The organism is Aliterella sp. E5.1, from assembly GCF_057473825.1.
In genome coordinates this window covers 1-21703 of record NZ_JBYCCV010000068.1, presented here as the reverse complement: position 1 = coordinate 21703, position 21703 = coordinate 1, and the positions used below count along the sequence as shown (strand labels likewise).

Here is a 21703-nt window from a genome sequence, read left to right as displayed (position 1 = left end):
ATTGGCGTTCCCAGAGGAGCTATCAAAGAGCGACTTGTCTTCATCCATCAAATCTTTGGAGTGGTTGCATAATTCAAACTCCTCCCACAGGGCTTTTCTATTCTCACCCAGTTTTTGCAACACAACCACAATCCCCAAGAACTTTAGTGCTTCACGACGGTAGTAACGCTTGCAGTGACTTGCCATGCAGGCAAAGGTCAAGCAACCCCTCATACCAAGTTGCGTTCTAAAAAATCATCCTTAATTCAGGAAAAGTGGCTATACCCCAGGAACCCTGCTGCTATGTCGGAGCGCAACTTAGTATCAATAGGAGTTATTGACGCTGGGGAGGGAGCAATCGCAAGATTCAGGGTTGAGAAGGAATTGTCGGACATGAAAGAGAGGAGGCTTGCGATCACGCCCTTCCCAGGTGCGGTTAGCCATCCGTATGCACTCAGGGCGAGACGATTATGATCGCGCATACGGCGTATGCAGCAAACTCGCCGCCCTGCGTTTAGCTTCTTCTCCCCGCCTGTCGTACCGCGCGGTGGTCACGGGACTTGCGTGACCCATGAGATTTTGCACCGTAACAATATCTACTCCTGCGTCTATCATGTTGCTGGCAAATGTGCGGCGGAAGTCATGAGGTGAGAACGATGCAATCTGAGCCTCTTTCCCTCGCTGCCGCAAAATATCCAACACTGCTTGGTCAGTCATCCGCCGCCGCTCAAAATTACCTCCTCTGCGTGTGGGATAAAACAACGCCCCTGGTTCGTTCCCGCGCCAATTTAGCCAGTCCAAAAGCGCCGCTGTCGCTCCGTCATCCAGGTAATTTGTCCGGTCTTTACCGCCCTTCCCCGACCGCACTATCAAACAATTATCCTGTTCGTTCCAATCAGCTAAATCTACCGCCACTACTTCTGAACGCCGCAAACCTGCCCCATACAACACTGCGATTAATGCTGCATCGCGGCTACCCTTCACAGACTTATCTTGGGCGCAGACATGAAATAGGGCTTGTACTTCCCCGATGCTCAAAGCCCTACCAGTCAATAACCTTTGCCCAGTTTTACGCTCGATGGCGATTGCCCGATGGTAATTTTCCGCCGACATCAGTCCTAGCTTCCACGCTTCTTCAAGTACCCGACTTAGCGCCGCCATCATTTTATTAGCAGTGCTGGAGGCATAGCGATCGCTCAATTGAACGTAGATAGCTTGAGTATGCTGATACCTTAAGGATGCCCAAGGAAAATTAATTGCGTCTAGCTTGCCAGCACTGACAAGAGTAGCGATCGTCTCCAGCGCTCCTCGCATCGTTCGCCGCGATGACAAACTTAATTGGGACAAATAGACTAACGCTGGATTTGTGCTAGTTCCTGAAACAGAGATAGTGAGACTTGATAGAGAAGATAAGCTTAAAGGCGGCTGGTTCACAAATCTATCTCCAATCTTCAAGTTTTAAATTCTCTACTCGGTTGAACTCCCGTAGATTATGGGTAACTAACGTCAAGTCACAAGCTAAAGCGATAGCGGCTATCTGGAAATCGTAAGCACCGATAGGAGTTCCCTGAGCTTGTAATTGCGACCGAATATGACCACAAACGAGTGCAGAGTCGCCGTCAAAAGGTAAGCTTTGAAATGCGCCAAAAAATCGTTCCAACAATGCTAAATTCTGTTGCTGCCGAGAACTACGGTAAGCACCATAATAAAGCTCAAATTTGACCACATCGCACAATATTATTTCTGTTGGCGATCGCGCCTGTAGATTCTGAGAAATATTCTGATTGCGACCATTAAGGTAGCCAATACAGGTATTTGTATCTAACAGGTAACTCATGTAAATGATAGACGCTCAGAAATATCCCCTTGAGACTCACGGAGCAGAGGCTCCCCTTCCCAAGTTCCAAAAGTTTGCTCAAAAAAACCTGGGTCCCAACCTAATTTCTCTGGCGAAGGAGCATCATTCATAGAGGGTAACGATTTAACTATTACTGTGACAACTATATCTGTATCAGTCATATCTACCGGAACTTCCAATTTTAGAATGCCATCGCTGCCTACATGAGAGCAAATATTGATGGTTTGTTCAATTTGAGTCATTTTTTTGAGTCACAACCGCTAATTGCCTAATTATGCCATTTTACCATATAGCCTTTGAGAAGATACCTTCTCATAAGCTATTTTAGAGACGCTAACTCTAGCTAAACTCTAACGACGTTGAATAGGGTACAATAACTCTTAATTGCTTTTTTGGTTTCCTAATATGACTCCCAGCAAAACTAAATTTAGCTTGCAAGAATTTTTGGACTTGCCTCAAAGTAGCGATCGCTCTGAATTAGTTAACGGAGAAATTGTTAATAAAGTGTCACTTACAAGTCCTCATAGCCGCGCTCAAAAACTCTTGCTGATAATGCTCAATGATTGGTGCGAACGGACTAATCTTGGTGAAGTTAATCCAGAATGGACTATTGCTCTAAAACGTAATGGGATTGATTGGGTCCCCGTTCCCGATCTCACGTATATTTCTTACGAGCGTGTTCCGGCGGACTGGGATGGGCAAGGACTATGCCCAGGGATTCCAGAATTAGTTATAGAAATTATTTCTCCTGGTCAAACTTTTGGCGGCATGACAAGTAAGGCAATAGATTATCTGCAAGCTGGAGTTAAGCGGGTCTGGGTAGTAGACAATCAATCGGAATCAGTCACCGTTTTTGGCAATAGTGAGTTTCCTCAAACTTTTTGGATTAACGACACAATTACTGATGTTCTGCTACCAGAACTCGCGATCGCCCTTACCGATATATTTGCATTGAGGCGACTTCCTCATGCCGAATAGAACCCGTCGAAACAGATTAACCATTGAAATTCCCGCTCCCCAATTTGACCTCTACGAATTTTTGACCCTCTACTGGAACGAGCAAGAGCGAACGGTAAAAGTGGTAAGGCGCTGGTTCGATTTAGAAGACGAGCGGTGGTTGTACAAAATCCAGGGGTCTGAGGTACTTTATCCAGAAACTGCTTTCTCTAGTGTTGAGGCAGTCTCCTGATGCCAATAAAAGCCAGTGACAAGTGCAGGCAGTGCAGTAAGCTCTCTGTTGAAAGTGCGATCGCGCGTCATGGCGAACAAGGCGACGGCTGCTGGTCGGGAGAACTTTGCCACAAGCGCCGTACCTATTACAAGAAGCGCGACTTGTACAACCGCAACCGTCGCCTCAAGTATGGCGGGGAGAAGGAGTCTGCGGCGCAATTAGAGCTTACTGATATTCCTACTGTCCCGGCGTTGATTATTTACTTCTACCGCCAACGCAAGGACGAGCCGCTTCATGCCGTATCGGTTGAGTTGTGGATCGGACAGCAGAGAAAGGCAACTCGCGAACCAGTCCATACTCTAGGTTGGACGGGAGCGCACGTCAAAGACTATATCACTGGTGCAATCGCTCAATTTAATCGGCAGTACGAAGTGAATATTAATGGGGTTGCGGCGACGGTAGAACTCAATCCTGGGTTATGTCCGCTTGTGCCTTGTCCACTAAAAATTAACTCAGAAGAATTTTGATGCCTACATACACGCAGCTAGAACTCGATTTATGGGGCGATTTGAAGTCTGCACTTAATAAACCAGATGTGGCAGATTTTCAGCAACTTTGGCAAGACTTGGAGAGTGCGATCGCTCCTCTGGAGAATAACCAACAACTGCACGTCGCGGCGGAAGCTATTTCCCAGATTGTCGAGGTTTATGTCAAACGAGCTAATGGTATTTTAGCTAGTTTGGAAGTTACAGATAATAGCCTGGGTCCCGTCCTAGATGATGACTTTTTATCTGGCTTAATGAGGCAATCGATGTCCCTCGATCTGTCGGACTTGATGGAAGAACTTGCTGTTGATACTGAAGTTAATTCCGATCTTGGGTCAAGGGTATCAGTATTAGATCGCACCGAAGCTAGGGCTTTGGCAAGGAAAGCTAGGGCCCAGATGAGAAAGGAATTGAAGGGTTTGGCGGAACAAGAGAATATTCCTAAGTGGCAGAATGCGATCGCTCTCTAGATGAGCCAGCACCAGGGGACGAAAGTGTCTCTATGGCTAATTGCAGCAGGCTCTACAAATGCCCTTAGTTGAAGTGTGGTTGGGTCTGCTGCATTCTTCGATGCAGTATCAGTGGGAGGAGCAGGGGGAATTTTATCGGGAAACAAAGGATATTTGGATTTGGGGTTAGAGCGATCGCTTTTTCATAACCATAGAAGAATTACAGGTTTTCTCTAGCATTAACACTCCCCCGACTTATTGAATCGAAACTATTCAGTATTTTATTCAGTCTTACGTGTTTAGGACTATCTGGTAAAAATTTGTTGGCAGAAAATGCAGTTATTGAGGAGCTATTTTTGCTTTAATAACTTCGTATCATACTCAAAAGTGAAAAGTAAATTAGATGCCCGAAATACCGACAGAATTGCAATGGGAAAGACTATGTAGTTTGGTATCTGCACTGTCGTCAACCCGAAGATATATTTGCATAATGGAAATAGTAGGAGGATTCTTATACGTCACAACCCAATCTTGCGATGCAGAGAACTTACAGACTTATATTTTGGATTCACAAGGGGAACTACTATGAACTCATCGGAAATAATGCACCTTAAACATGAGCAAATTCCTGCCTATGTCGAAACTCAAGCAGCGCTAGGTCGCGATCGCGTATCTATCCTCAAGGAAATTGCTGCTTTGAGAAATGATGTGACACTGCTCTCAGTAGCAGATGAGCAAGACACTTTTCGACAAAAAATCGAGGCTACTATTGAGTCTTTTTAGGAATAGAAGCACCCTGCATAAACTAAGTTATGAACTTTTCTGCCAATTGGAATTAATAACAAATCCCACAATGCTACTAGCAAACTACCACAAGAATTTTGACAAGTAGAGTGAGATTAGAGAAATTGAAGAAAAACCGAAACTCCAATGCTAGAGGAATATATCAACAACCTCAACGCAGAAGAACGAGCATATTCATATCAATTAACGCCCAAGGGTAAATGTCCAGCTCGTGTGTTCAAGCGCGCACGTATCCTGCTGCTTGCCGATGAAAGCCTCGTTCAAACATCGGCGACTAACCACGAGCCATAGCGTTGAATTAACGCTTTAATAAACACAAGTTCCTCTAGAGAAGGTTCGCCTAATACGTCTAGGTAATGCCAGCCTCGTTCGCAGCTAATCAGCATTTCTTCGGGTGTAAAATTCTTAATATTCTCAATCTGCCAGCAAATAGCTTTAAGAAAAGGTAATTCTCCGGGTATTTGAAGTGAGGACATCATAAAGCTGCAAAAATCGAACTTTTTATATATTCATACTATCTTGCATTAAGTACGCGATCGCTCTTTGGACGGCACAGCACCAGGGACAAAAAGTTTCTTTTTGGCATTTGCAGCAGGCGTTAAAGATGCCCACAGTAGAGGTTTGGCTGGAGTACCCAGTGCCGATGCTAACAAGAGCCAGTAATAAATGCAGGCAGTGCCAGTAAGCTTTTCCTAGAACAGGCAATTGCGCGTCGCGGAGACTTGGGCGATGGCTGTGGGGCAGGTGAGCGCAGTTACTGTCTAAGCCAGCCATAACTGAAGATTAACTATATCTGTTGTTGAGCGAGAACTTTGGCTCGACCGTGCCGATTGATTTTCATTGTCCCAACAGTAGACCCTCTATCACAGCCTACACCTGCTCTAAGACCTAGCGATCCCCATTTCTACGTCTAAGGATATAAGTTTGTTCAACCAGTGAGATATTAATGAGATATTAAATTGAAAAATCAATTCAGATATAAACTTATGGCAATCGAGCGAGAGCTTCAATCTCTTTTTAATACCTTAGATGGCGATCAAGGCGATCAAGACGGCAAAGTCTCCATTAATGAGCTTTTTTTAAGTCCTGGCTTAAGTGCAATCATCTCATCAGAAACAGGTATCAGTAGCCCCCAGGAGTTAATATCACGGTATGCTTCAGACGAAGACGGTAGTATTACCTTTGAAGAATTAAAGGCAGCAGTTAAGAACGCAAATAATTTAACCTAGCAGTCAAAAAACCCAATACCAAATACCCTACATCCCTCTCTAACCCACGCTTTGAGGGATTTGAAATTTCTAGGTCATTGGTGAATCGCTCTTCCCTTCAGGATAGAGGAGGAGGTGAAAGGCTAACTGTAGGCGATTGTGGGAGGGGACAGGAGCGATCTCATCTACAGAATATTGATGTCGCTGGACTTGTCAGACATGATGGAAGACTTGTTTGCAGCATAAGATTCCCTTCTTTAATGCTCGTGGTGGCTCCATAATAACGCTAATTGACAAGAAAGCTGCTAGAGAGATCACGCGCCAAGCGCGCGAAGTTAGTAAAAAAAGATTTACTAGAATTAGCAGGAAAAGAAAATATTGAGTTATGGCAGCAGGTGATCGCTCACTCGATACAACACCAGGTCGAGAAAGTTTTTCTATTGCAACTAGAGTAAGTTCTAGGTATTCCCTTAGTAGAGGTATGGCGCTTGGCTGCTGTATTCCCCTACGCTTTATCAGTGGGATGGTACGGGGGAGTTTTACAAAGAAGTACGGGATATCTGGGTTGGCAGTAATGGCGCAAGATATGCAAGTTCTCTTCACTTATTTTAGATAATGGTAGATGCGGTAGTAGCGATGAAAGTTCCATCATACTGACATATCCCTTTGACCGCTATAGGCGGCAAATAATGATGGATGTCCTTTCAAATACCCTTTTTTGTGCTAACGCCTGTTCTCTGTTTCACCAGTTCAGCTAGATTTTGGGAAACTTTTAGGCAACAAGGTTTTTCAAATATATAGGCAAAGTTATTCTCATGAAGAATTATTGCTAACACCTAATACCTTACGTAAAACACAACTGTCACTCTGAGTAATAATTAACAGTCCAAAACTACTGGTTTTGACGGTTGCAGACAATACATAAATGCGCTGTAAATCAGACGGAGAAAATATATCAATGACAGACCCAATTCTTTTCTGGAACGAAGTTGCCCTTGAAGCCAATCGGGTAAGCCATACTAAAGAAGGTAAGAGGGAACAAAACGGTCCGACACTTAGTTCTCGCGCCTTGGCAATTGTCCACTTGGCAATGTATGACGCTTTTGCTGGTATTGTCAAAGACCCAAATAATCTGCCACCTTATCTAACTGAATTACCAGAGCCTGTTACGGGCGCATCGGTAGACGCGGCAGTAGCAGCCGCAGCTTACACAACTTTGTCAAGTTTGTACCCAAGTCAAAAAACATTTTTTGGCTTCATGCTGTCTTTTTTTAACTCTGTACTATTAGGGGTAGATGTAGATAAAAACTCTCAAGCAGGACGTAACTTTGGGTTGACAGTCGCTCAACAAATTCTTGCTGAGAGAGCAAATGACCCCAACGCGGATGCTTCTGGTTATCAGCCTTCACTAGCTCGTGGTAAACATCGCCTAGATCCCAACAACCCCGATCAAGGTTTTGATGCACCTTTCTATGGAGCGCGCTCAAAAGGTTTTGCTATTACGGCTCGACACGAGCTTGACGCGCCACCTTGGAATGATGCTGAGTATTTGAAGGCATTGAAACAAGTACGCGTTAAAGGTATCGCTCCTGAACTGATGGGAACATTGCCGGAAAACATTGATGATGACAAACGAGATCCCGAAGAAACTTTAATTGGTCTTTTTTGGGCGTATGACGGTGCTATAGGGCTAGGGACACCACCGCGTTTGTACAACCAAATTGTCCGCCGAGTGGCAATTGCTAAAGGCAATACGGTTGCTCAAAATGCTCGTTTGTTCGCATTAGTAAATGTGGCAATGGGGGATGCTGGAATTTTGGCGTGGGACCAGAAATATCTCTACGAACTCTGGCGACCTGTTGTTGGCATCCGCGAAGACGACCTCTCAATAGGTCCAGCGGCGACACACGCTAATAATACAATTTCCAATTGCGGCGATCCAGGGTGGTTGCCTTTAGGTGCGCCAAGAACAAATTCCATGAGCAGAGATTTCTGCATGAGAAAAAACTTTACACCTCCCTTTCCAGCATACCCTTCAGGACATGCTACGTTCGGTGCTGCTGCCTTACATATCACGCGGCTCTTCTACGGTATAAGTGTTTGCGATCGCAACCCCGATCAATTGTTCTGTAACCTTGACTTTGTATCTGAAGAACTCAACGGTATTAACAAAGATAATCAAGGCACGATCCGACCAAGACATTTACGTGACTTTCCTAATGGATTGTGGCAAATGATTATTGAAAACGGTTTGAGCCGCGTTTTTCTTGGTGTTCACTGGGTCTTTGATGCTTTTGCTGTCATAGACAATAACGAACCCGACCTCTCTAGAAACATTGGGGGAGTGCCGCTTGGTCTGACAATTGCGGAAGACATTTTCTGTAACAGAATGCAAAAATCAAACGTCGGTCCAAGAACATGAAGTAACATCTTATTGTCATTTCAATCTAAATATTGGCGGCAGATGTGTAGTTTTTACAAACATTAGCACCTATGCAAGAGCCATCCGTGCGGTCTTTTAAGTTATGCCTTCTGACCGCCGGATAGGATAATAGACCATGCTTGATTTGATAAGATTAGACTCGTTTTGTTGGTAATTGCCGATAAAACGAGTTCAAACAAGCAGCACGTCAGCAATATGACTGCGTTGAATCCGAACTTTGGGACACTGACAAGCTTCCCCACCCATGAATTGTTTTATTTCACTCTAAACCTTAAATACCCCAACGGCTTCAGCTTCTTATCTTTAGAAATCCTGAAACTTCGAGTGGAGCGCTGTGCTGCAATTGTTCATGTCCCTAATTTGTTTCGTCACTCCATTGATAGCGAACGCTTCCCTCGCTGTCATCAACATAGCAATTCGTCTCAAAGGTAAATCTAAAACTTACAATTTAAGCAACTACTATCCATTTTTTCTGTGCCTTACTCTCCACCCCCGCGCAAGCTCCCCTCCACAGACCGCCGCGACCGCGAATTCCTCTACCTCCACGAAGTTGATGCCCTCATCGCTGCCTGTCGCCAAACCCGCGCCCCTATCCGCAATCAAGCTATAGCTATGCTGCTGTTCTGCCAAGCCCTGCAACCATCGGAAATCTGCTGGCTACGCTGGTGCGACCTTAATTTCATTGCTAATACTCTCCTGGTGGTTCGTAATCGCTCCAAGTCACTCCGCATACAACCGCAAGTTGTAGTCAACCAGCAGCCTTTGTGTCTTGCGGAAATTGAGATTTTGCAGGAATTAGTACAACAGAGCTAGACTGACTGGATATTAGAGAGCGAAAGGCAACAACGCCTAAGCGATCGCTCCTTACACCACATCGTTCAACAAGCGGGCGTTGTAGCTGGTTTGTCAATTCCTGTCCATCCTTATATGCTACGCCGTTCTGGGCTATATTACCGCGCTGCTCTACTGCTACAAACTGCAAATTTGTCTCTGCACGAATGCTGCCTGTTGTGGAATTATTACGCCACATCCTCAGTTATGCCTGCCTCTGACCAAAAAGAGTACCAGGCAATTAACCGTAAGCGTGAGGAGACTTTTTTGCTTGCTTTTGAGCAAATCAAAGCTTTTTCTGGCATTAGCAGCGATGAAAATGCGATTGATTATCTTTTAGGCGCATACTTGTTGTCTCCCCGCTTGCCAGAAATTTCTGATAACTACTGGCTGGCCCCCTCCCACTAGCGTTTGAAAACTTTGCCGAAAACATCCAGGACTGCTTCTACTCAAGCACGTTTTTATAGTTGTAACAAGTAAGTGCATAATAATGGGTATCCTTTCGGGTTATTTCTGACGGTGCAAAACTCCCCCAATTCTTCCCCTTCATCCAATCCCACGGTTGCCAAATTATTAGAAGTTGAGGCTGACTTAGCAGCGCAAGAAGTTGAATTAACCGCTCAACTTGTGTCTATTCAAGAAAAACGCCACAGCCTCAAAACTGTTATCGATATGTTTGCTCTTGGAGATGTTGCTCCTACAGAATCTGTAGTCACACCAGCACGAACACCTGTTACTGAAGCAGAGGCTCAAAGTGCTGAAGTAAAAGCTGAACCTACGGATCTAGATGCAACGCTCCCAGAGGTAGACGAGGGGAAAACAGATACTCCTGCTGAGGTTGAGGTTTCAGCCACTCCTCCAAAACGGCAAGCTAGGAAAAATTTACCCCCTGCTACCAGTAAGCCAAATAAGAAATCTGCACCCACCAAGAAGCCAAGCCAGGAACCAGCCACTTGGCAGCAGTATGTAATTGGCGAGTTCAGCAACGCTTCTTTAGCTGAGGCTGTAGCCCAAGTCATGCAACAGCATTCAAAGCAGGTAGTAGAGATTGCCGCGATCGTCGATGCCATTTTCACTAATGAAATTCCCAAAGAGTTAAGAAGTACAGTCAGGGAAAGAGTTTCAAATGTTCTCTCAGTTGGGGTAAAGAGTGGAAAATGGTATCGAGGGCAACTAGGAAAATATAGTGTGTCTAAAGCAGCAGTGGTAGATAATTTGATAGCGTAAAAAACTTGCCCCTGTAAATTTGGAAGTTAGACGACTTACCTAGAAACGAGCTTCCTTTTCCAAGACGAATATTTACAAGTAGTACGCTTGCACTCTCTAGCACCTGCCCATAGAATGGCAACGGTGTTGAGAGTGAACAGTTATGAACAAAGGCGAATTAGTTGAAGCGATCGCTCAGAAAACTAGCGTCAGTAAAAGAGAAGCTGATGCTATCTTAACTGCAATGGTGGAAACAATTATGGCAGCCGTTGCAGATGGTAACAAAGTAACGTTAGTCGGCTTTGGCTCCTTTGAGCCACGCGATCGCTCTTCGCGTGAGGGGCGTAATCCCAAAACAGGTGAAACTATGGCTATCCCAGCTACTCGTGTTCCGGGCTTTTCTGCGGGTAAGTCTTTCAAGGACAAGGTTGCTCCGGCTACTTAAGTGAAACTGCGAAACTAATTTAGCGCTCTAATGGTAGTGTTGTTGCCCGCACAAAAGCAATAGTATTTGACCAAGTTACTGTTTGGTTTAGTAAAGAGCAAGCGAACAAGTCTTGTACAGCCTTAAGTTCTGCGCTATTGAGCAAATGAGCTAGATGCTGTGCATAAGTGAGCCGCTCTTGTTTTTGATTTGTAGGAGCAAACCAGCGCTCAAGTAATGTTGAGGTGATATGCAATTGGCTCGAAGTTCGCTCGGCAAACGCCTCAACAACCAAACCTGCTGCCGCAAAAGCCAGCCTCAGATCTTCAACGTCCCAGTTCACCATTGGGTCGGATTTTGAGGTATAAATTGCTTCTTCAGCCGCAACAAGACGCTCGTACAAGTCAAGATTTAGTTTGGCGCTCTCAACTAGTTGATAAAGTCGTTGCGTGTGACGAGGAACTGTTTGGGCTACTATGACTACTCCTGAAGGCGCGAGTAATTTAACTAAATGTTTTACAGTCGCTCCTTTATCGACTTCATACATGAGCGCATTGCGTCCAAGTATGCGGTCAAATAGCACATTAGGTGCTTGATGTGACAACACAATTGGTAGCTCGGTTAAAGTCGCTGGCACGACAATTGGACGCATCACTTCTGGTAGCGCCGTAAATTGCTCCTGCAACGCCTTGCTCTCCTCCAGCGTCCGAGTACAAGCATACACTGCGCCTTCTGGTGCGCGGCGTAATGCTTCGTTGGTCACTAGACCACTACCTGCATTGATATCTAATAGGACATGATGGCGTTGAACTTGGGCTAACTCAAATATACGTTCGCGCACAGTGGCAAGTTGTTCGCCTACCTGCCCTAATGTGCGTTGCAGCCAACGGTCATTAGCTCCCTCTTTTGGTCTGTTCGTTAGCACTTCTATCGGTACTACACCTACGCCCTCTACTGAGGCTGCCAGTTGTGCTTCGCGCGCGCGTGCTACTTGCGTACTAATTTCTGCTTCAAATCCTTGCTGTGATGGCTGATAAAACACTTGTCCTTGCAAATTAGCAGGCAGATATTGTTGCGCTACCCAATGGTCGCGGTAAGCATGAGGATAAAGGTAGCCTGCTCCGTGTCCTAATCCCTTTTTGTCGCGGCTGGCATCTTTGAGGTGATTGGGAACTTCTGCTGCTCGTTCTTGCTCCACTGCCGCTAAAGCATCGAAAAAGCCCATAACGCTGTTTGACTTTGGTGCGGTTGCTAAGTACAACGCTGCTTGGGCTAGATGATAGCGTCCTTCTGGCATTCCTATACGGTCAAAGGCTTCTGCACAAGCATTAATGACTACAATAGTATTGGGAGCAGCTAATCCTACATCTTCACTAGCTAAAATTAGCATTCGCCGAAAGATAAAGCGTGGGTCTTCTCCGGCATATACCATCTTAGCTAACCAGTACAAAGCTGCATCTGGGTCAGAACCGCGCAAACTCTTAATGAAAGCACTAATCGTATCAAAATGGGCATCTCCTTCTTTGTCATAGAGTACAGCCCTTTGCTGAATTGATTCTTCTGCTACTGCTAAATTGATATGGATAACACCATTGTTATCGGGTACTGTCGTCTCTACTGCTAATTCCAAAGCATTGAGCAACGAGCGCGCATCGCCATTGGCTACATTGATTAGGTGAGCTTCAGCATCAGGCTCAACTTTGATTTTCAATTCACCATAGCCCCGTTCTGGATCTGTCAATGCCTGAGCGGCAACGCGAACTAAATCTTTATCGTTCAGTTGCTTTAGTTGAAAGATGCGCGAACGGCTGACTAATGCCTTGTTGACCTCAAAATAAGGATTTTCGGTTGTCGCTCCAATCAGAATAATTGTCCCGTTCTCTACCCAAGGCAGCAGCGCATCTTGCTGTGATTTGTTGAAGCGGTGAACTTCATCCACAAACAGGATAGTGCGCTGTTGGTATTTGCTTTGCCTTTCTTGAGCCGTTTCAATCGCAGAGCGAATTTCCTTAACTCCAGATAGCACAGCATTGAGCGCAATGAAGTAAGCGCTAGTTGTGTTAGCAATAATCCGCGCTAAAGTTGTCTTCCCCGTGCCTGGTGGTCCGGCAAAGATAATTGAGGAGAGTTGGTCAGCTTTAATTGCACGGCGTAGCAACCGCCCAGGTCCAATAATCTCATCTTGCCCGATAAACTCATCTAAGCTGCGGGGGCGCATCCGGTCAGCTAGTGGGGATTGGATTTTTGCCACTTGTCAATCAGGTGCATTCTCAACCATGATACAGAATCGGGAAGTAATTAGTTGTCACTACACTAGGACGATTACATCTATGGGTAAAACCCCTTACTGGTAGGCTTGGGTAGAAACGCCCACGTCTTTACAGCGCATCTATTCATAATCCTCTCTAGCCGCTTGTGGCAGTAAAAAGGTAGCTCCGTTACCAGTCATTCAGATGCTTAGAGCCTTTGCTGCTGTTGCATTTATTACAGGCTTGGACTAGATTTCTCCAGCAATCTATCCCTCCTTTTGACTGAGCTAGCACATGGCCTAGAGTTAATTGCTTTAACTTTAAACCACAATATGCACAGCAAAAAGCAAACTCAATTTTGATCTGCTCTTTTACTTTAGCTTTGACTTTTTTATCGCTTTTGTGATTGAGAATTTGTAGCATTCGCTAATCCGATTGGGTCTTTGAAAGCAAACTTGGCACTCTGGCAACTACTTTTACAGTACTGCTCCCAAAAGAGTATTTCGCTTAATGTCTAGCTCTTTAAGTAGCAGCACTAGCGACAGCTATTGCCCCTTCTTTTGGCTCCTTCGGCTTTTTCTCAAAGGTCTGCACGTTCGGCTCCTTGAGTACAAAGCCCGAATCTGTCTTCTCTCCCATCTGTCCTGCGATCGCGGCTACCCACATCGGATAGTTTTCTTGTGCTTGTTCGAGCTTTTGAACACTTTGGGTTTGAGAGCGACGGTAACTATTTGCTCTCCTGCAAGTATATCAAACTGCTTCAGTCCATTTTCAACTGTCTGCACGTCTGCTGGAAACTCGTTAATTTTGATGGTCAATTCTAGCTTTCCTAGTGTAGGCATGACTTCTTCTCCGATGTAGTGTTTTTTTATTTGCTCATGAGAACTGCTTGGTTATTTCCGTGGGTTACAGATCCATCCGCACTCATTGCACAAGGCTTTCCTACGACAACAGCCAATTTTCCTTGAGCAACAGGCTTACCATCAATGCAAAGCACTCTTTTATTGAGCGTAACGCTATCGTGTCCGACAAACACTCGTTCGTTAACTTTGACACTGAAGCTAGGTTGTTTAGACGCTGGAGCAATTTGAGCCGTTGATAAAGGCTGCTTTTTCCTTACCGCAGGTTTATTCTGGGGCTGCTTCTGAAAGTGAGGTAATGTTTTCTCTGACCGTGAGTGATTAGCATTTGGCAATGGTTGGGCAGGAGATGCTGCCTGCGGCTTTATTTGTTGCGGCTGTACCACCGCTAGTGTTGTGGAGCGCAATTGGGAATAAGTAGGTGGCGATGGCAATGACTCTTCTTTGTGCAAAGCTAGGTCTCCTTCGTTTTGAAAGCTATCCCTAGCTTTGCACTCAAAAACCGTAATCTTCCCCAAAGTTTTGTTAGTGGCAGCATTGGCTAATGCTGCCATTGGTTTGGTCGCATCCGTTTGTTGTAGTTCGCTCTTTGCCCCACAGTCTCCTGCTTGCGGATTAGTTCGTCCTTCTTCCTCTACTACAGCCTGCACTGATGATCGTTCAATAGCAAGCTTGCTCTCTAGTGGCAATGTGTCGGTTGCAGCCTTTGTATCGGTGCAAACGTTCGCTTGCTTAGGCTCTACTAGCTTCGGCTTTCCTAGGGAATGACGCACAAGACATCCCTTAGCCAAAACCAATTTAGCTTTTTGCCGTTGCACTTCTAATTCCCAAATTTGCCCTACAGCTTCCGCAGGCAAACTACCCACAATTTGCAAGACAAAGGGTTGATATTTCAAACCATTCTTTTTACCTTTACGTCGCTGTTCGTTCCGTCGAATAATGATAGTAATCCTTCCGTCTGCCACCGACTCGATTTGCCCTACTAGCTTAAACCCATCAACAATTCTTTGATTTTCTCTCTTTCGCTTAGGAGAAGACGAGCCTAATGATTCTAGGGTGTTAATATTGACCAGTTCAAATTTTAGTGGCTCCGTGCTTGGGTAAACTGTCCATAAAGCATCCTCTGATAGCAAATCTGGCTTTGTGCTGTAGTTAGGGAACTTCTTTTCGAGTTGATGATGCAAGCGCCCCTTTAGTTGTGCAGGGATAGCAACACCATCTGGAGTGACTAGCACTCCACAATCTGGATTGTCCGCGCTCGGCTGATAATTGCCAGTAACCCAGCCAATAGCTTGATAGGTAATTGCTTTGTTTCTAGATTGAGCTTGGTTTACCTCAGTTTTCAATTCCATAATTTTGCTCCATGAACGTCAGTAATTTATCTTCAAAATCGTCTAGATAGGTCTGTCGTCCAATTGATTCCAAAATTGTATATGCACAACGAGACAGCAAGCCACTTTCTCGCAAGCGCCTAATTCGTCTGAGCGTTTGGGGTAACTGACGGCGTACATCTGGTAAGTCAATTGGATCGAGGTTGTCTGGTTTCACAGTTAAGGTGTTGTCGTAAACGTCAACGGCTATTGTAAAGTCTCTTAGCTCTTTGGCGATCGCCCAACATCCGTTATATTTACGGTCGGCTCCTTCTAATCTAGTAAGAATAAATACATCACCGACAAAGCAAAAGTCGCTGGCTTTGACGAGGGGTTTTTCTTTGAGACGTTCGACAATGCCTTTGACAATGCGACCTGTAGGTACTTTACCATCGGCTTGTTCTACGGCTTGTTGCCATACTTCTCTTTGTTGCTGTGGTTCTAGTTCAACAAGTTCTCGAACTTGGCGTTCATTAGTAGGGACAATTTGTCTCCCATTGGGAGACAAATTATTTTGCATATTAACTGATGACAAATTATCTACAACAGCAGCCGCATCGATTAGTCGATAAGGATGAGCGCGACTAAATCCAAATCGGTCGCGGCAGTATTCCTCGAAAGTCTTATGCGTTGACCTGTAAAGCCGTCCGTCTCTTAATTGGCGTAATGCTGTTCCTGCTTCAACGAATGCTCGTTCTACCTTCAACTCTAACCGATGCCGCTCTTTCTCCTCGTCCTCGGTTAATTCCTCGATTTGAGTGGCAGTTGTATTCACCGTAACTATGGTTTCCGGCGTTTCACCGCCTAATTCTTCTATTGACTGGGTAACCATTTGGGTTTCCTGGCTAAAACTACCGCCATGTATTTGATACTCATCGCCCTCGACCCTATTCTGTACAGGTTTTTGAGCCGCTTCTTCAACTATTTGCCACTCCTCACGCTCAAAAACTATTTCATCGGTTGTCTCTACCGCCCCACGCGCTAACAGCCGAGCTACAGTAAAAGTTGCGCCAGCTTTCTCGTGACCGCTACAAATTTCTATGCGATCGCCCACAGCAATAATTTTCGCCAGCGCCGCACCATCAATCTGTAATAGGTTTGGTTGTTCGGGAATTTGCAATAAGCCATCCCAACTCACCCATACTTCTCCCATGCCTCCAGGCGTGATTTTCAATTCTTTGACAATTCCCAGCCTGCTCGAATTAAGCCGATGTACGGGCATTCCCAACTCAAAAAGCTTCCACACTTGCAAGTTCTGGCGCTTACGCAAGACTGCTGCCAGTTCTTTTTCTAGCTGCTTATGTTCCTTAACCTTACTTCTTTGTCCGCGCAAATTGTCCAAGCTTGTGTGTAACTGCTGTTCAAGGCGTGTTAGCAGAGATATTTCATCGGTGACGCTAAACATAATGAGTGCCAAATGTATAGAGAATCAATTAGCCAAATAGACCCGATATTTATACGCTTTTTAAGCTACGCAATTTTCTGAGCTTGCAAGTGCGATTATTGCCTCAATCTCTGCCCAGTCAAGATGCCTTACTTCGCTCCACAGCTTTTGGATACCACCGACAAAATACACCATGATATCCCCGTCATGGGATTGAGAAAACTGCATTAATCGCCGTTTCATTGCCTCGTTTGCCCACTCTCCCCATCCGCCCCCTGGCTTAGTCGGACAGGGTTTTAGTCTTTTTTTTAACGCCGATATAAACAAACCCAACCCTGGTTTCTTTTTCCAAGTAGCCACCGCTTGCTTGAAATACTGCATTGCTGGCTCAATACTGCTAGGGTTCTGATTTAAGGCATTGGTCAAATTTGAATTAAAACTTAAATCCTCTGTACTTTGACCAACAATCCGAGCTAATTCTTCCAATAACTGCGAATAGTCCTCTGATTTCTGAGTCTTGACCCGATAGCTTGTTGAATCCGCTAAATCTCTATCGAGTAAAGGTACAGATTTTTTACTTTGTTGCCTTGGTAGTGATTTAGTTTTGTCCTGACTATCAGCTAAAAATGACCGCTCCTTAATTTCCGACAAGACAGATTTAGTTTCCGTCACAAAAGAAGCAAATACTGGTTTTAGAGTATCCGTGAGGGACTGAGCTAGTTGTTGGGATAACTCCAATATTTGTCTATTTGACTTAATTTTTTCCCCCTCCCCTCTATTTTCCCCTTGGGGGGTAAGGGGGGATTGGGGGAGTACCTTAAGGGAAATACCTTTAGAGGGAATACCTTCGTCTATCACATCTGGTAGGGGTAGGGGTATCACATCTGATAGGGGGGTACTATCACATCTGACAGGGCTATCATTTCTAGTACCCCTATCACATCTGATAGGGGTGGGTGACTTAGCCCGTAAATTAATAAATGAACGAAGTTCCTGCAAGCGATCACTCTCTACCCACTTCTGCTGAGGAGTCAAGCGGTAAACAGTGCTGTAGCCTGGACGCTCTATACTTTCGATTAACTTAGCCCGCTTAAGTAGTTGTAACGCTCTCCTTGCTCGACTCAAGCTCATACAGCAAGCACTCGCCATGTTATTAAGGCTCTCCCACGCTTCACCGTTCCCAGCGCGGCGAGTTATCCGGGCGTAGATACGAAATTCATAAGGGTCTAACCCGTAGTCGTCTATTTCTCGTCTGACGAACAGGCTTAATTCGCTTTTTTCTTTGACGGCAGCAGTCATAGGGCTACCTCATCTTCTTTGAGAGTAGCCGTAGGGGCTGTAATTCCTATTCTGCCGTTATCTAATGTCTTGGAACTAAAAGAATTTGAAATTATTTTAGAAAATAACTTGCCAAAAGGCACACTAAAGCTGCACAATACTACTAAGAGCATCGCGTCCTGACCTCCAATCTAAGCGGGTGGGTTCGGAGCCTTCGGTGGCGGAAGATATAATCTGGTGAGACAGATTTTCCCTACCAACGAAGCTTATTCAATTGTGAATATTATACGGGATTTAGCAGCCAAAGCTGAACCCAATGAAAGAATTTTATATATTTGCCTAGGGTAGATAATTGCTCATTTGTCAAGTACCAAAGGGTTAGTTTTAAGCGGGGGAGGTGGGGCATATTTGATTTGCCTTTTCTTAGCTCAATCGCTCTACTTTTAATCTGGCTTGCTTCCAATCGGAAATAATTGCATTAACCCGCCTTGGGTCTGGCTCGGCAAGTAAACCGTGGCGGTCTTGGCGATTAATAATTGAAAGCAATTCGCTTGAAGGCACAAAGCAGCTAACTACCAGTTCCCCAACCTTAGAGTAGAGTAGTATGCTTGTCTCTAGCATATCTTCCAATAATCTCACATCTTTGCCTTGAGGTAAATACTCATCAGTAATAATTCGTGTTTTAGCTCGAATAGTGCTGTACCAATCTAGCGTCGGTGGAAAAGCAAACATTAGACTCACCTTTTCGGGAATCCGTTGCAAAAATTGCCGAGAATTAGGGTCGCCGCAGTAAAGTAAGTGTCGTCCTCCTAGTTGCCACAAAGCGCCAAACTCATCAGCTTCAGAAATTGGAGAAGTTGGCTGTGGGGCTGGAGGCACTTGGGGGAGGTGAGGAGCAATTAACCTAGAAGTCTCAGAACTAGCTGGAGCAGTAGGTGCTGCCGAACGGATTGCGACAATTTCAAGTTTGGAACTAGAGCCTGGGGGTAACGCTGTTATTGGTTTTAACCCCGGAGCTAACCCCGTAACTGCCTCGGCTTTAGTCTTGGTAGCCTGGGGAATATATTTTTGCCGCAGTGCTTTAGCAGTAGTATAGTTAATGGCTTCACCAGAGGCAGCACGAGCAAGCGCTTCATCGCGGGCAGCTTTAGGAGTTGAAGGTGCAGCTAGTTCATAAAGAGCAGAAGGTGCAATATCTAGCCCAGAGCAGTTCGTCTCCTCAAATCGTTCAGTAACTTGCATAAACTTAGTTGCTGTCCAAATACTCCAGTCAAACTCCGATTCTAACCAAGTGCGGAAGTGTCCGTGTCCTAGATGCTGTTTAACGAGTTTGAGTTTCTGTCCAATCTGAATAATGCTTTCAAAACTCAGTTTCATCAACGCCCGAATTTCTCCGGTCTGCACTTTAACAACCTGATAAGCCTCTGGCTCAAGAATGGTGTAATCGAACCGTTGCTTAGGTGACAACGAATTAGAAGCTGGCATGGGAATTATTAGGACATAAGATAACGTACCTTTAATTTTAGCCACTACTGCACCAGTATAGGAAAATAGACTTACTAAGCTAGACATAGAAATTGGGTTAAAAACATGGAAATATTGTTGCGGCTTCCACCGATACGATTTGGTTGTAGCAATGGTCAGCTATTAACGTTTGTTGAGTTCTTCTAAGGCGGCAGCAGTTAAGCGCTTGAGGAAGGAGTCAGATAAGTTTTCTAAAGCTAATTCATCAAAGTCAGTACGGCGTGCTAGTATTCCCCACAAAATATTAATCTGCTTGCGGCTCAGAGATTCCACATTCCCTAACAACGCTGTACAAAAAGAATCTAGATCGATATCTAAAAAGTCAGGAAGTGCTGATGCTCGTTCGTCGTTCTCCATTGGTGGTGAAGTCCGATCTTCTTCCTCTGGAACTATTTGCGCCTCTACTCTCTTACTCGGCTCTGGTGCTGTGAAAGATTCTTTAGCCATAGTTTCGGCACTAACGTCAATAGTGACGGACTCCGCCTGTAGGCGAACTGGCTCCTGCTTAATAAGCGCGCTCATTTCAGCCTTAATCGCTTTAGCTAGTGAATGAGTGATTGTCTCGCCATGACTTGCACGTTCTATAGCTTCACAACGTACATAATCAGGCGTAGAAGGCGCAGCTAGTTCATACAAAGCCGAGGGCGCAATATCCAAATGTGAGAATTTTACACATTTAAATTTATCAGCCACTTGCATAAATTTGGTTGCTGTCCAAATACTCCAGTCAAATTCAGTGTTGAGCCAAGTGCGGAAATGTCCGTGTCCTAATTGGGCTTTAACTTCAATCAGTTTTTGCCCAACGTCAAAAATATCTTGAGCAGTACGGCGCAGCAGGCTTCTAATTTCACTGGTACGTTGCTGCACAACGATTTGAGTTTCACTGTTTAAAGTAGAATAATCAAATTCTTGAGCTTTGAAATTGGCAGGTTGCTGGGGGAATTTTGAAGGCATTTTAATGTAAACTCCGGCGTTAATTTACTAAGAGCGAAAACTTTATTAGTAATCGTTGATTACAAAAATCGTCAGGGATGACAATTTTGGCTGAGAAAGATTAGGAAGGAAAAGGTAGTCAGATAGTGTAAAGTTGTATTTTCCTTACACAACTAAAGTTAAACACCTCAAATCGTCAACTCTAGAGCTATCTTTACCTCTAGAGTTGACAAATAGTACAAAGTGTGTTATCAGCAAAAGAGAAGAAGCTGCTGGGAAAAAGAAACGGGTGAGTTGCATTATCTTCCGCCACCTTCCCCAAGCAAAAGTTGACGATTGCCCACCTGGTAAGCAAACAAGCGCTGGACTTGTGGTAAAAGCTGTCGAGGTAACTTTAGAGTAGGGTGAGCCGTTAGCTCTTTTGCCCAAGCGCCAGAATCCTTACCCAGTTGCACCGAGTTAAGCCACTGCCAGGTCTGCTCGTTGTTCTTGAAGCCCAAGCGCTTTGTTAGGTAGCCTATGGTTAAACCGTCGCTTTGAGCGAGGACTCGTCCAGTTTTAGAATCTACGGCAATAGTCTTCTCAATGACTTCAGTGTGGGTGATTACTGCATCCGGCTTGCCTAAGATTAGCGCCACCATACCCGTACCGTGAAGGTTAGCGATCGCATTAGTGGCTTGCATCAGGCGCTCTTGAGTACGAGCGGTGGATTCTTGGGCGCGGGCTAACTCTAGCTCTAGTTTTAGTCGCTCGATTTCTTGTGATTGAGCCGGGATAACTGTCTCTACTGCGTCAAGTAAGCTAGTTCTAACGGCTTTAGCAATCATAGAATCCCGCAGAATCATTCCCAATCTTAGGGAAGCGCGAGGAGTCCAAATAGCTATTCTCGTTGTAGCTTCAGGTAATGAGAAGACTTCACTACCTGTACTGCGTAAGGATTTCAAGTTTTCCTGACCCTTTACTTCTCTCCAGCCATCGTTTAATAGTTCGTCCCTATGCTGTTTGCTGGCATGACGAACAACAGATGGTAGTGCGTCAAATAAACGTGGGATTGGTAGAGTAGAGGGGATCTCTCATCTGCAACTCGTCCATGCAATGCCCTTTGTGTGATCATTCTAAAGCCCATAAACACGGCAAGATGCCCAACGGACATCAACGCTATCTCTGTCCTGTTTGCCAACAGACGT

General features: G+C 45.0%; 29 protein-coding genes. 13 read left to right on the top strand and 16 right to left on the bottom strand.

Features of this window, described 5'->3' with window-relative positions:
* The 4 genes from AC2VE5_RS18065 to AC2VE5_RS18050 form a co-directional block, all read right to left on the bottom strand.
* A partial coding sequence (locus AC2VE5_RS18065; RefSeq protein WP_486889104.1) for a hypothetical protein occupies positions 1-213 on the bottom strand: 213 nt, incomplete at its 3' end.
* A gap of 234 nt (positions 214-447) precedes the next feature.
* On the bottom strand, positions 448-1413 hold the full coding sequence (locus AC2VE5_RS18060; RefSeq protein ID WP_486889103.1) for a tyrosine-type recombinase/integrase: 966 nt from the start codon (positions 1411-1413) through the stop codon (positions 448-450).
* Positions 1414-1417: 4 nt separating this feature from the next.
* Positions 1418-1816 (bottom strand): type II toxin-antitoxin system tRNA(fMet)-specific endonuclease VapC, encoded by a 399-nt coding sequence (vapC, locus tag AC2VE5_RS18055; protein WP_486889102.1) that lies wholly within the window; start codon positions 1814-1816, stop codon positions 1418-1420.
* Positions 1813-2079, bottom strand: a complete 267-nt coding sequence (locus AC2VE5_RS18050; protein ID WP_486889101.1) for a hypothetical protein — start codon at positions 2077-2079, stop codon at positions 1813-1815. Before AC2VE5_RS18050 ends, vapC begins: the two co-directional genes overlap by 4 nt.
* A gap of 163 nt (positions 2080-2242) precedes the next feature.
* Between AC2VE5_RS18050 and AC2VE5_RS18045 the strand changes: the two genes are divergently transcribed.
* From AC2VE5_RS18045 to AC2VE5_RS18025, 5 genes are all read left to right on the top strand, one after another.
* Positions 2243-2815: a Uma2 family endonuclease gene (locus AC2VE5_RS18045; protein WP_486889100.1), complete on the top strand. Its 573-nt coding sequence runs from the start codon at positions 2243-2245 to the stop codon at positions 2813-2815.
* Positions 2805-3026, top strand: a complete 222-nt coding sequence (locus AC2VE5_RS18040; protein ID WP_486889099.1) for a hypothetical protein — start codon at positions 2805-2807, stop codon at positions 3024-3026. Before AC2VE5_RS18045 ends, AC2VE5_RS18040 begins: the two co-directional genes overlap by 11 nt.
* Complete coding sequence (locus AC2VE5_RS18035) at positions 3026-3535, top strand: hypothetical protein (protein ID WP_486889098.1); 510 nt, start codon at positions 3026-3028, stop codon at positions 3533-3535. The genes AC2VE5_RS18040 and AC2VE5_RS18035 overlap by 1 nt, the downstream gene beginning before the upstream one ends.
* On the top strand, positions 3535-4023 hold the full coding sequence (locus AC2VE5_RS18030) for a hypothetical protein (RefSeq protein WP_486889097.1): 489 nt from the start codon (positions 3535-3537) through the stop codon (positions 4021-4023). The genes AC2VE5_RS18035 and AC2VE5_RS18030 overlap by 1 nt, the downstream gene beginning before the upstream one ends.
* A 564-nt stretch (positions 4024-4587) precedes the next feature.
* A complete protein-coding gene (locus AC2VE5_RS18025) occupies positions 4588-4785 on the top strand; it encodes a hypothetical protein (RefSeq protein WP_486889096.1) in 198 nt (65 codons plus the stop codon).
* A gap of 281 nt (positions 4786-5066) precedes the next feature.
* Here AC2VE5_RS18025 and AC2VE5_RS18020 read toward each other — a convergent pair whose 3' ends face one another.
* Together AC2VE5_RS18020 and AC2VE5_RS18015 are read right to left on the bottom strand one after the other, a co-directional pair.
* Positions 5067-5285, bottom strand: coding sequence for a hypothetical protein (locus AC2VE5_RS18020; protein WP_486889095.1), 219 nt, complete (start codon positions 5283-5285; stop codon positions 5067-5069).
* Between the two features lie 22 nt (positions 5286-5307).
* On the bottom strand, positions 5308-5580 hold the full coding sequence (locus AC2VE5_RS18015; protein ID WP_486889094.1) for a hypothetical protein: 273 nt from the start codon (positions 5578-5580) through the stop codon (positions 5308-5310).
* A gap of 212 nt (positions 5581-5792) precedes the next feature.
* Here AC2VE5_RS18015 and AC2VE5_RS18010 point away from each other — a divergent pair, with 212 nt between their 5' ends.
* The 7 genes from AC2VE5_RS18010 (at position 5793) to AC2VE5_RS17980 (ending at position 10939) form a co-directional block, all read left to right on the top strand.
* Complete coding sequence (locus AC2VE5_RS18010; RefSeq protein ID WP_486889105.1) at positions 5793-6035, top strand: EF-hand domain-containing protein; 243 nt, start codon at positions 5793-5795, stop codon at positions 6033-6035.
* Positions 6036-6399: 364 nt separating this feature from the next.
* Positions 6400-6630 carry a hypothetical protein gene (locus tag AC2VE5_RS18005; protein ID WP_486889093.1) on the top strand — a complete coding sequence of 77 codons (231 nt, stop codon included), beginning with the start codon at positions 6400-6402 and terminating at the stop codon, positions 6628-6630.
* 342 nt (positions 6631-6972) lie between these two features.
* A complete protein-coding gene (locus AC2VE5_RS18000) occupies positions 6973-8436 on the top strand; it encodes a vanadium-dependent haloperoxidase (RefSeq protein WP_486889092.1) in 1464 nt (487 codons plus the stop codon).
* Between the two features lie 495 nt (positions 8437-8931).
* Positions 8932-9270 (top strand): tyrosine-type recombinase/integrase, encoded by a 339-nt coding sequence (locus AC2VE5_RS17995; RefSeq protein ID WP_486889091.1) that lies wholly within the window; start codon positions 8932-8934, stop codon positions 9268-9270.
* 90 nt (positions 9271-9360) lie between these two features.
* Positions 9361-9696, top strand: coding sequence for a hypothetical protein (locus AC2VE5_RS17990; protein WP_486889090.1), 336 nt, complete (start codon positions 9361-9363; stop codon positions 9694-9696).
* A 72-nt stretch (positions 9697-9768) separates the two neighbouring features.
* On the top strand, positions 9769-10515 hold the full coding sequence (locus tag AC2VE5_RS17985) for a hypothetical protein (RefSeq protein WP_486889089.1): 747 nt from the start codon (positions 9769-9771) through the stop codon (positions 10513-10515).
* A gap of 142 nt (positions 10516-10657) precedes the next feature.
* Positions 10658-10939 (top strand): HU family DNA-binding protein, encoded by a 282-nt coding sequence (locus AC2VE5_RS17980; protein WP_486889088.1) that lies wholly within the window; start codon positions 10658-10660, stop codon positions 10937-10939.
* 19 nt (positions 10940-10958) lie between these two features.
* Here the strand turns inward: AC2VE5_RS17980 and AC2VE5_RS17975 are convergent, their stop codons facing one another.
* The 10 genes from AC2VE5_RS17975 to AC2VE5_RS17930 all read right to left on the bottom strand — a co-directional run bounded on the left by AC2VE5_RS17975 (position 10959) and on the right by AC2VE5_RS17930 (position 21460).
* Complete coding sequence (locus tag AC2VE5_RS17975; RefSeq protein ID WP_486889087.1) at positions 10959-13169, bottom strand: AAA family ATPase; 2211 nt, start codon at positions 13167-13169, stop codon at positions 10959-10961.
* Between the two features lie 187 nt (positions 13170-13356).
* On the bottom strand, positions 13357-13590 hold the full coding sequence (locus AC2VE5_RS17970; RefSeq protein WP_486889086.1) for an HNH endonuclease: 234 nt from the start codon (positions 13588-13590) through the stop codon (positions 13357-13359).
* Between the two features lie 99 nt (positions 13591-13689).
* The gene (locus AC2VE5_RS17965; RefSeq protein ID WP_486889085.1) at positions 13690-13833 is read right to left on the bottom strand and encodes a hypothetical protein; all 144 of its coding nucleotides are present in this window, start codon (positions 13831-13833) and stop codon (positions 13690-13692) included.
* The gene (locus AC2VE5_RS17960) at positions 13824-14009 is read right to left on the bottom strand and encodes a hypothetical protein (protein WP_486889083.1); all 186 of its coding nucleotides are present in this window, start codon (positions 14007-14009) and stop codon (positions 13824-13826) included. Before AC2VE5_RS17960 ends, AC2VE5_RS17965 begins: the two co-directional genes overlap by 10 nt.
* 26 nt (positions 14010-14035) lie before the next feature.
* Positions 14036-15379, bottom strand: coding sequence for a hypothetical protein (locus AC2VE5_RS17955; protein ID WP_486889082.1), 1344 nt, complete (start codon positions 15377-15379; stop codon positions 14036-14038).
* Complete coding sequence (locus AC2VE5_RS17950) at positions 15363-16802, bottom strand: hypothetical protein (RefSeq protein WP_486889081.1); 1440 nt, start codon at positions 16800-16802, stop codon at positions 15363-15365. Before AC2VE5_RS17950 ends, AC2VE5_RS17955 begins: the two co-directional genes overlap by 17 nt.
* A gap of 60 nt (positions 16803-16862) precedes the next feature.
* A complete protein-coding gene (locus AC2VE5_RS17945; RefSeq protein WP_486889079.1) occupies positions 16863-18080 on the bottom strand; it encodes a helix-turn-helix domain-containing protein in 1218 nt (405 codons plus the stop codon).
* Positions 18081-18482: 402 nt separating this feature from the next.
* Positions 18483-19631, bottom strand: coding sequence for a DUF3102 domain-containing protein (locus AC2VE5_RS17940; RefSeq protein ID WP_486889078.1), 1149 nt, complete (start codon positions 19629-19631; stop codon positions 18483-18485).
* Positions 19632-19706: 75 nt separating this feature from the next.
* A complete protein-coding gene (locus AC2VE5_RS17935) occupies positions 19707-20537 on the bottom strand; it encodes a DUF3102 domain-containing protein (RefSeq protein ID WP_486889077.1) in 831 nt (276 codons plus the stop codon).
* Positions 20538-20815: 278 nt separating this feature from the next.
* Complete coding sequence (locus tag AC2VE5_RS17930) at positions 20816-21460, bottom strand: DNA-binding protein (RefSeq protein WP_486889076.1); 645 nt, start codon at positions 21458-21460, stop codon at positions 20816-20818.
* A gap of 146 nt (positions 21461-21606) precedes the next feature.
* On the opposite strand from AC2VE5_RS17930, the gene AC2VE5_RS17925 reads away from it, so the two are divergent.
* A partial coding sequence (locus AC2VE5_RS17925; protein ID WP_486886923.1) for an IS1/IS1595 family N-terminal zinc-binding domain-containing protein occupies positions 21607-21703 on the top strand: 97 nt, incomplete at its 3' end.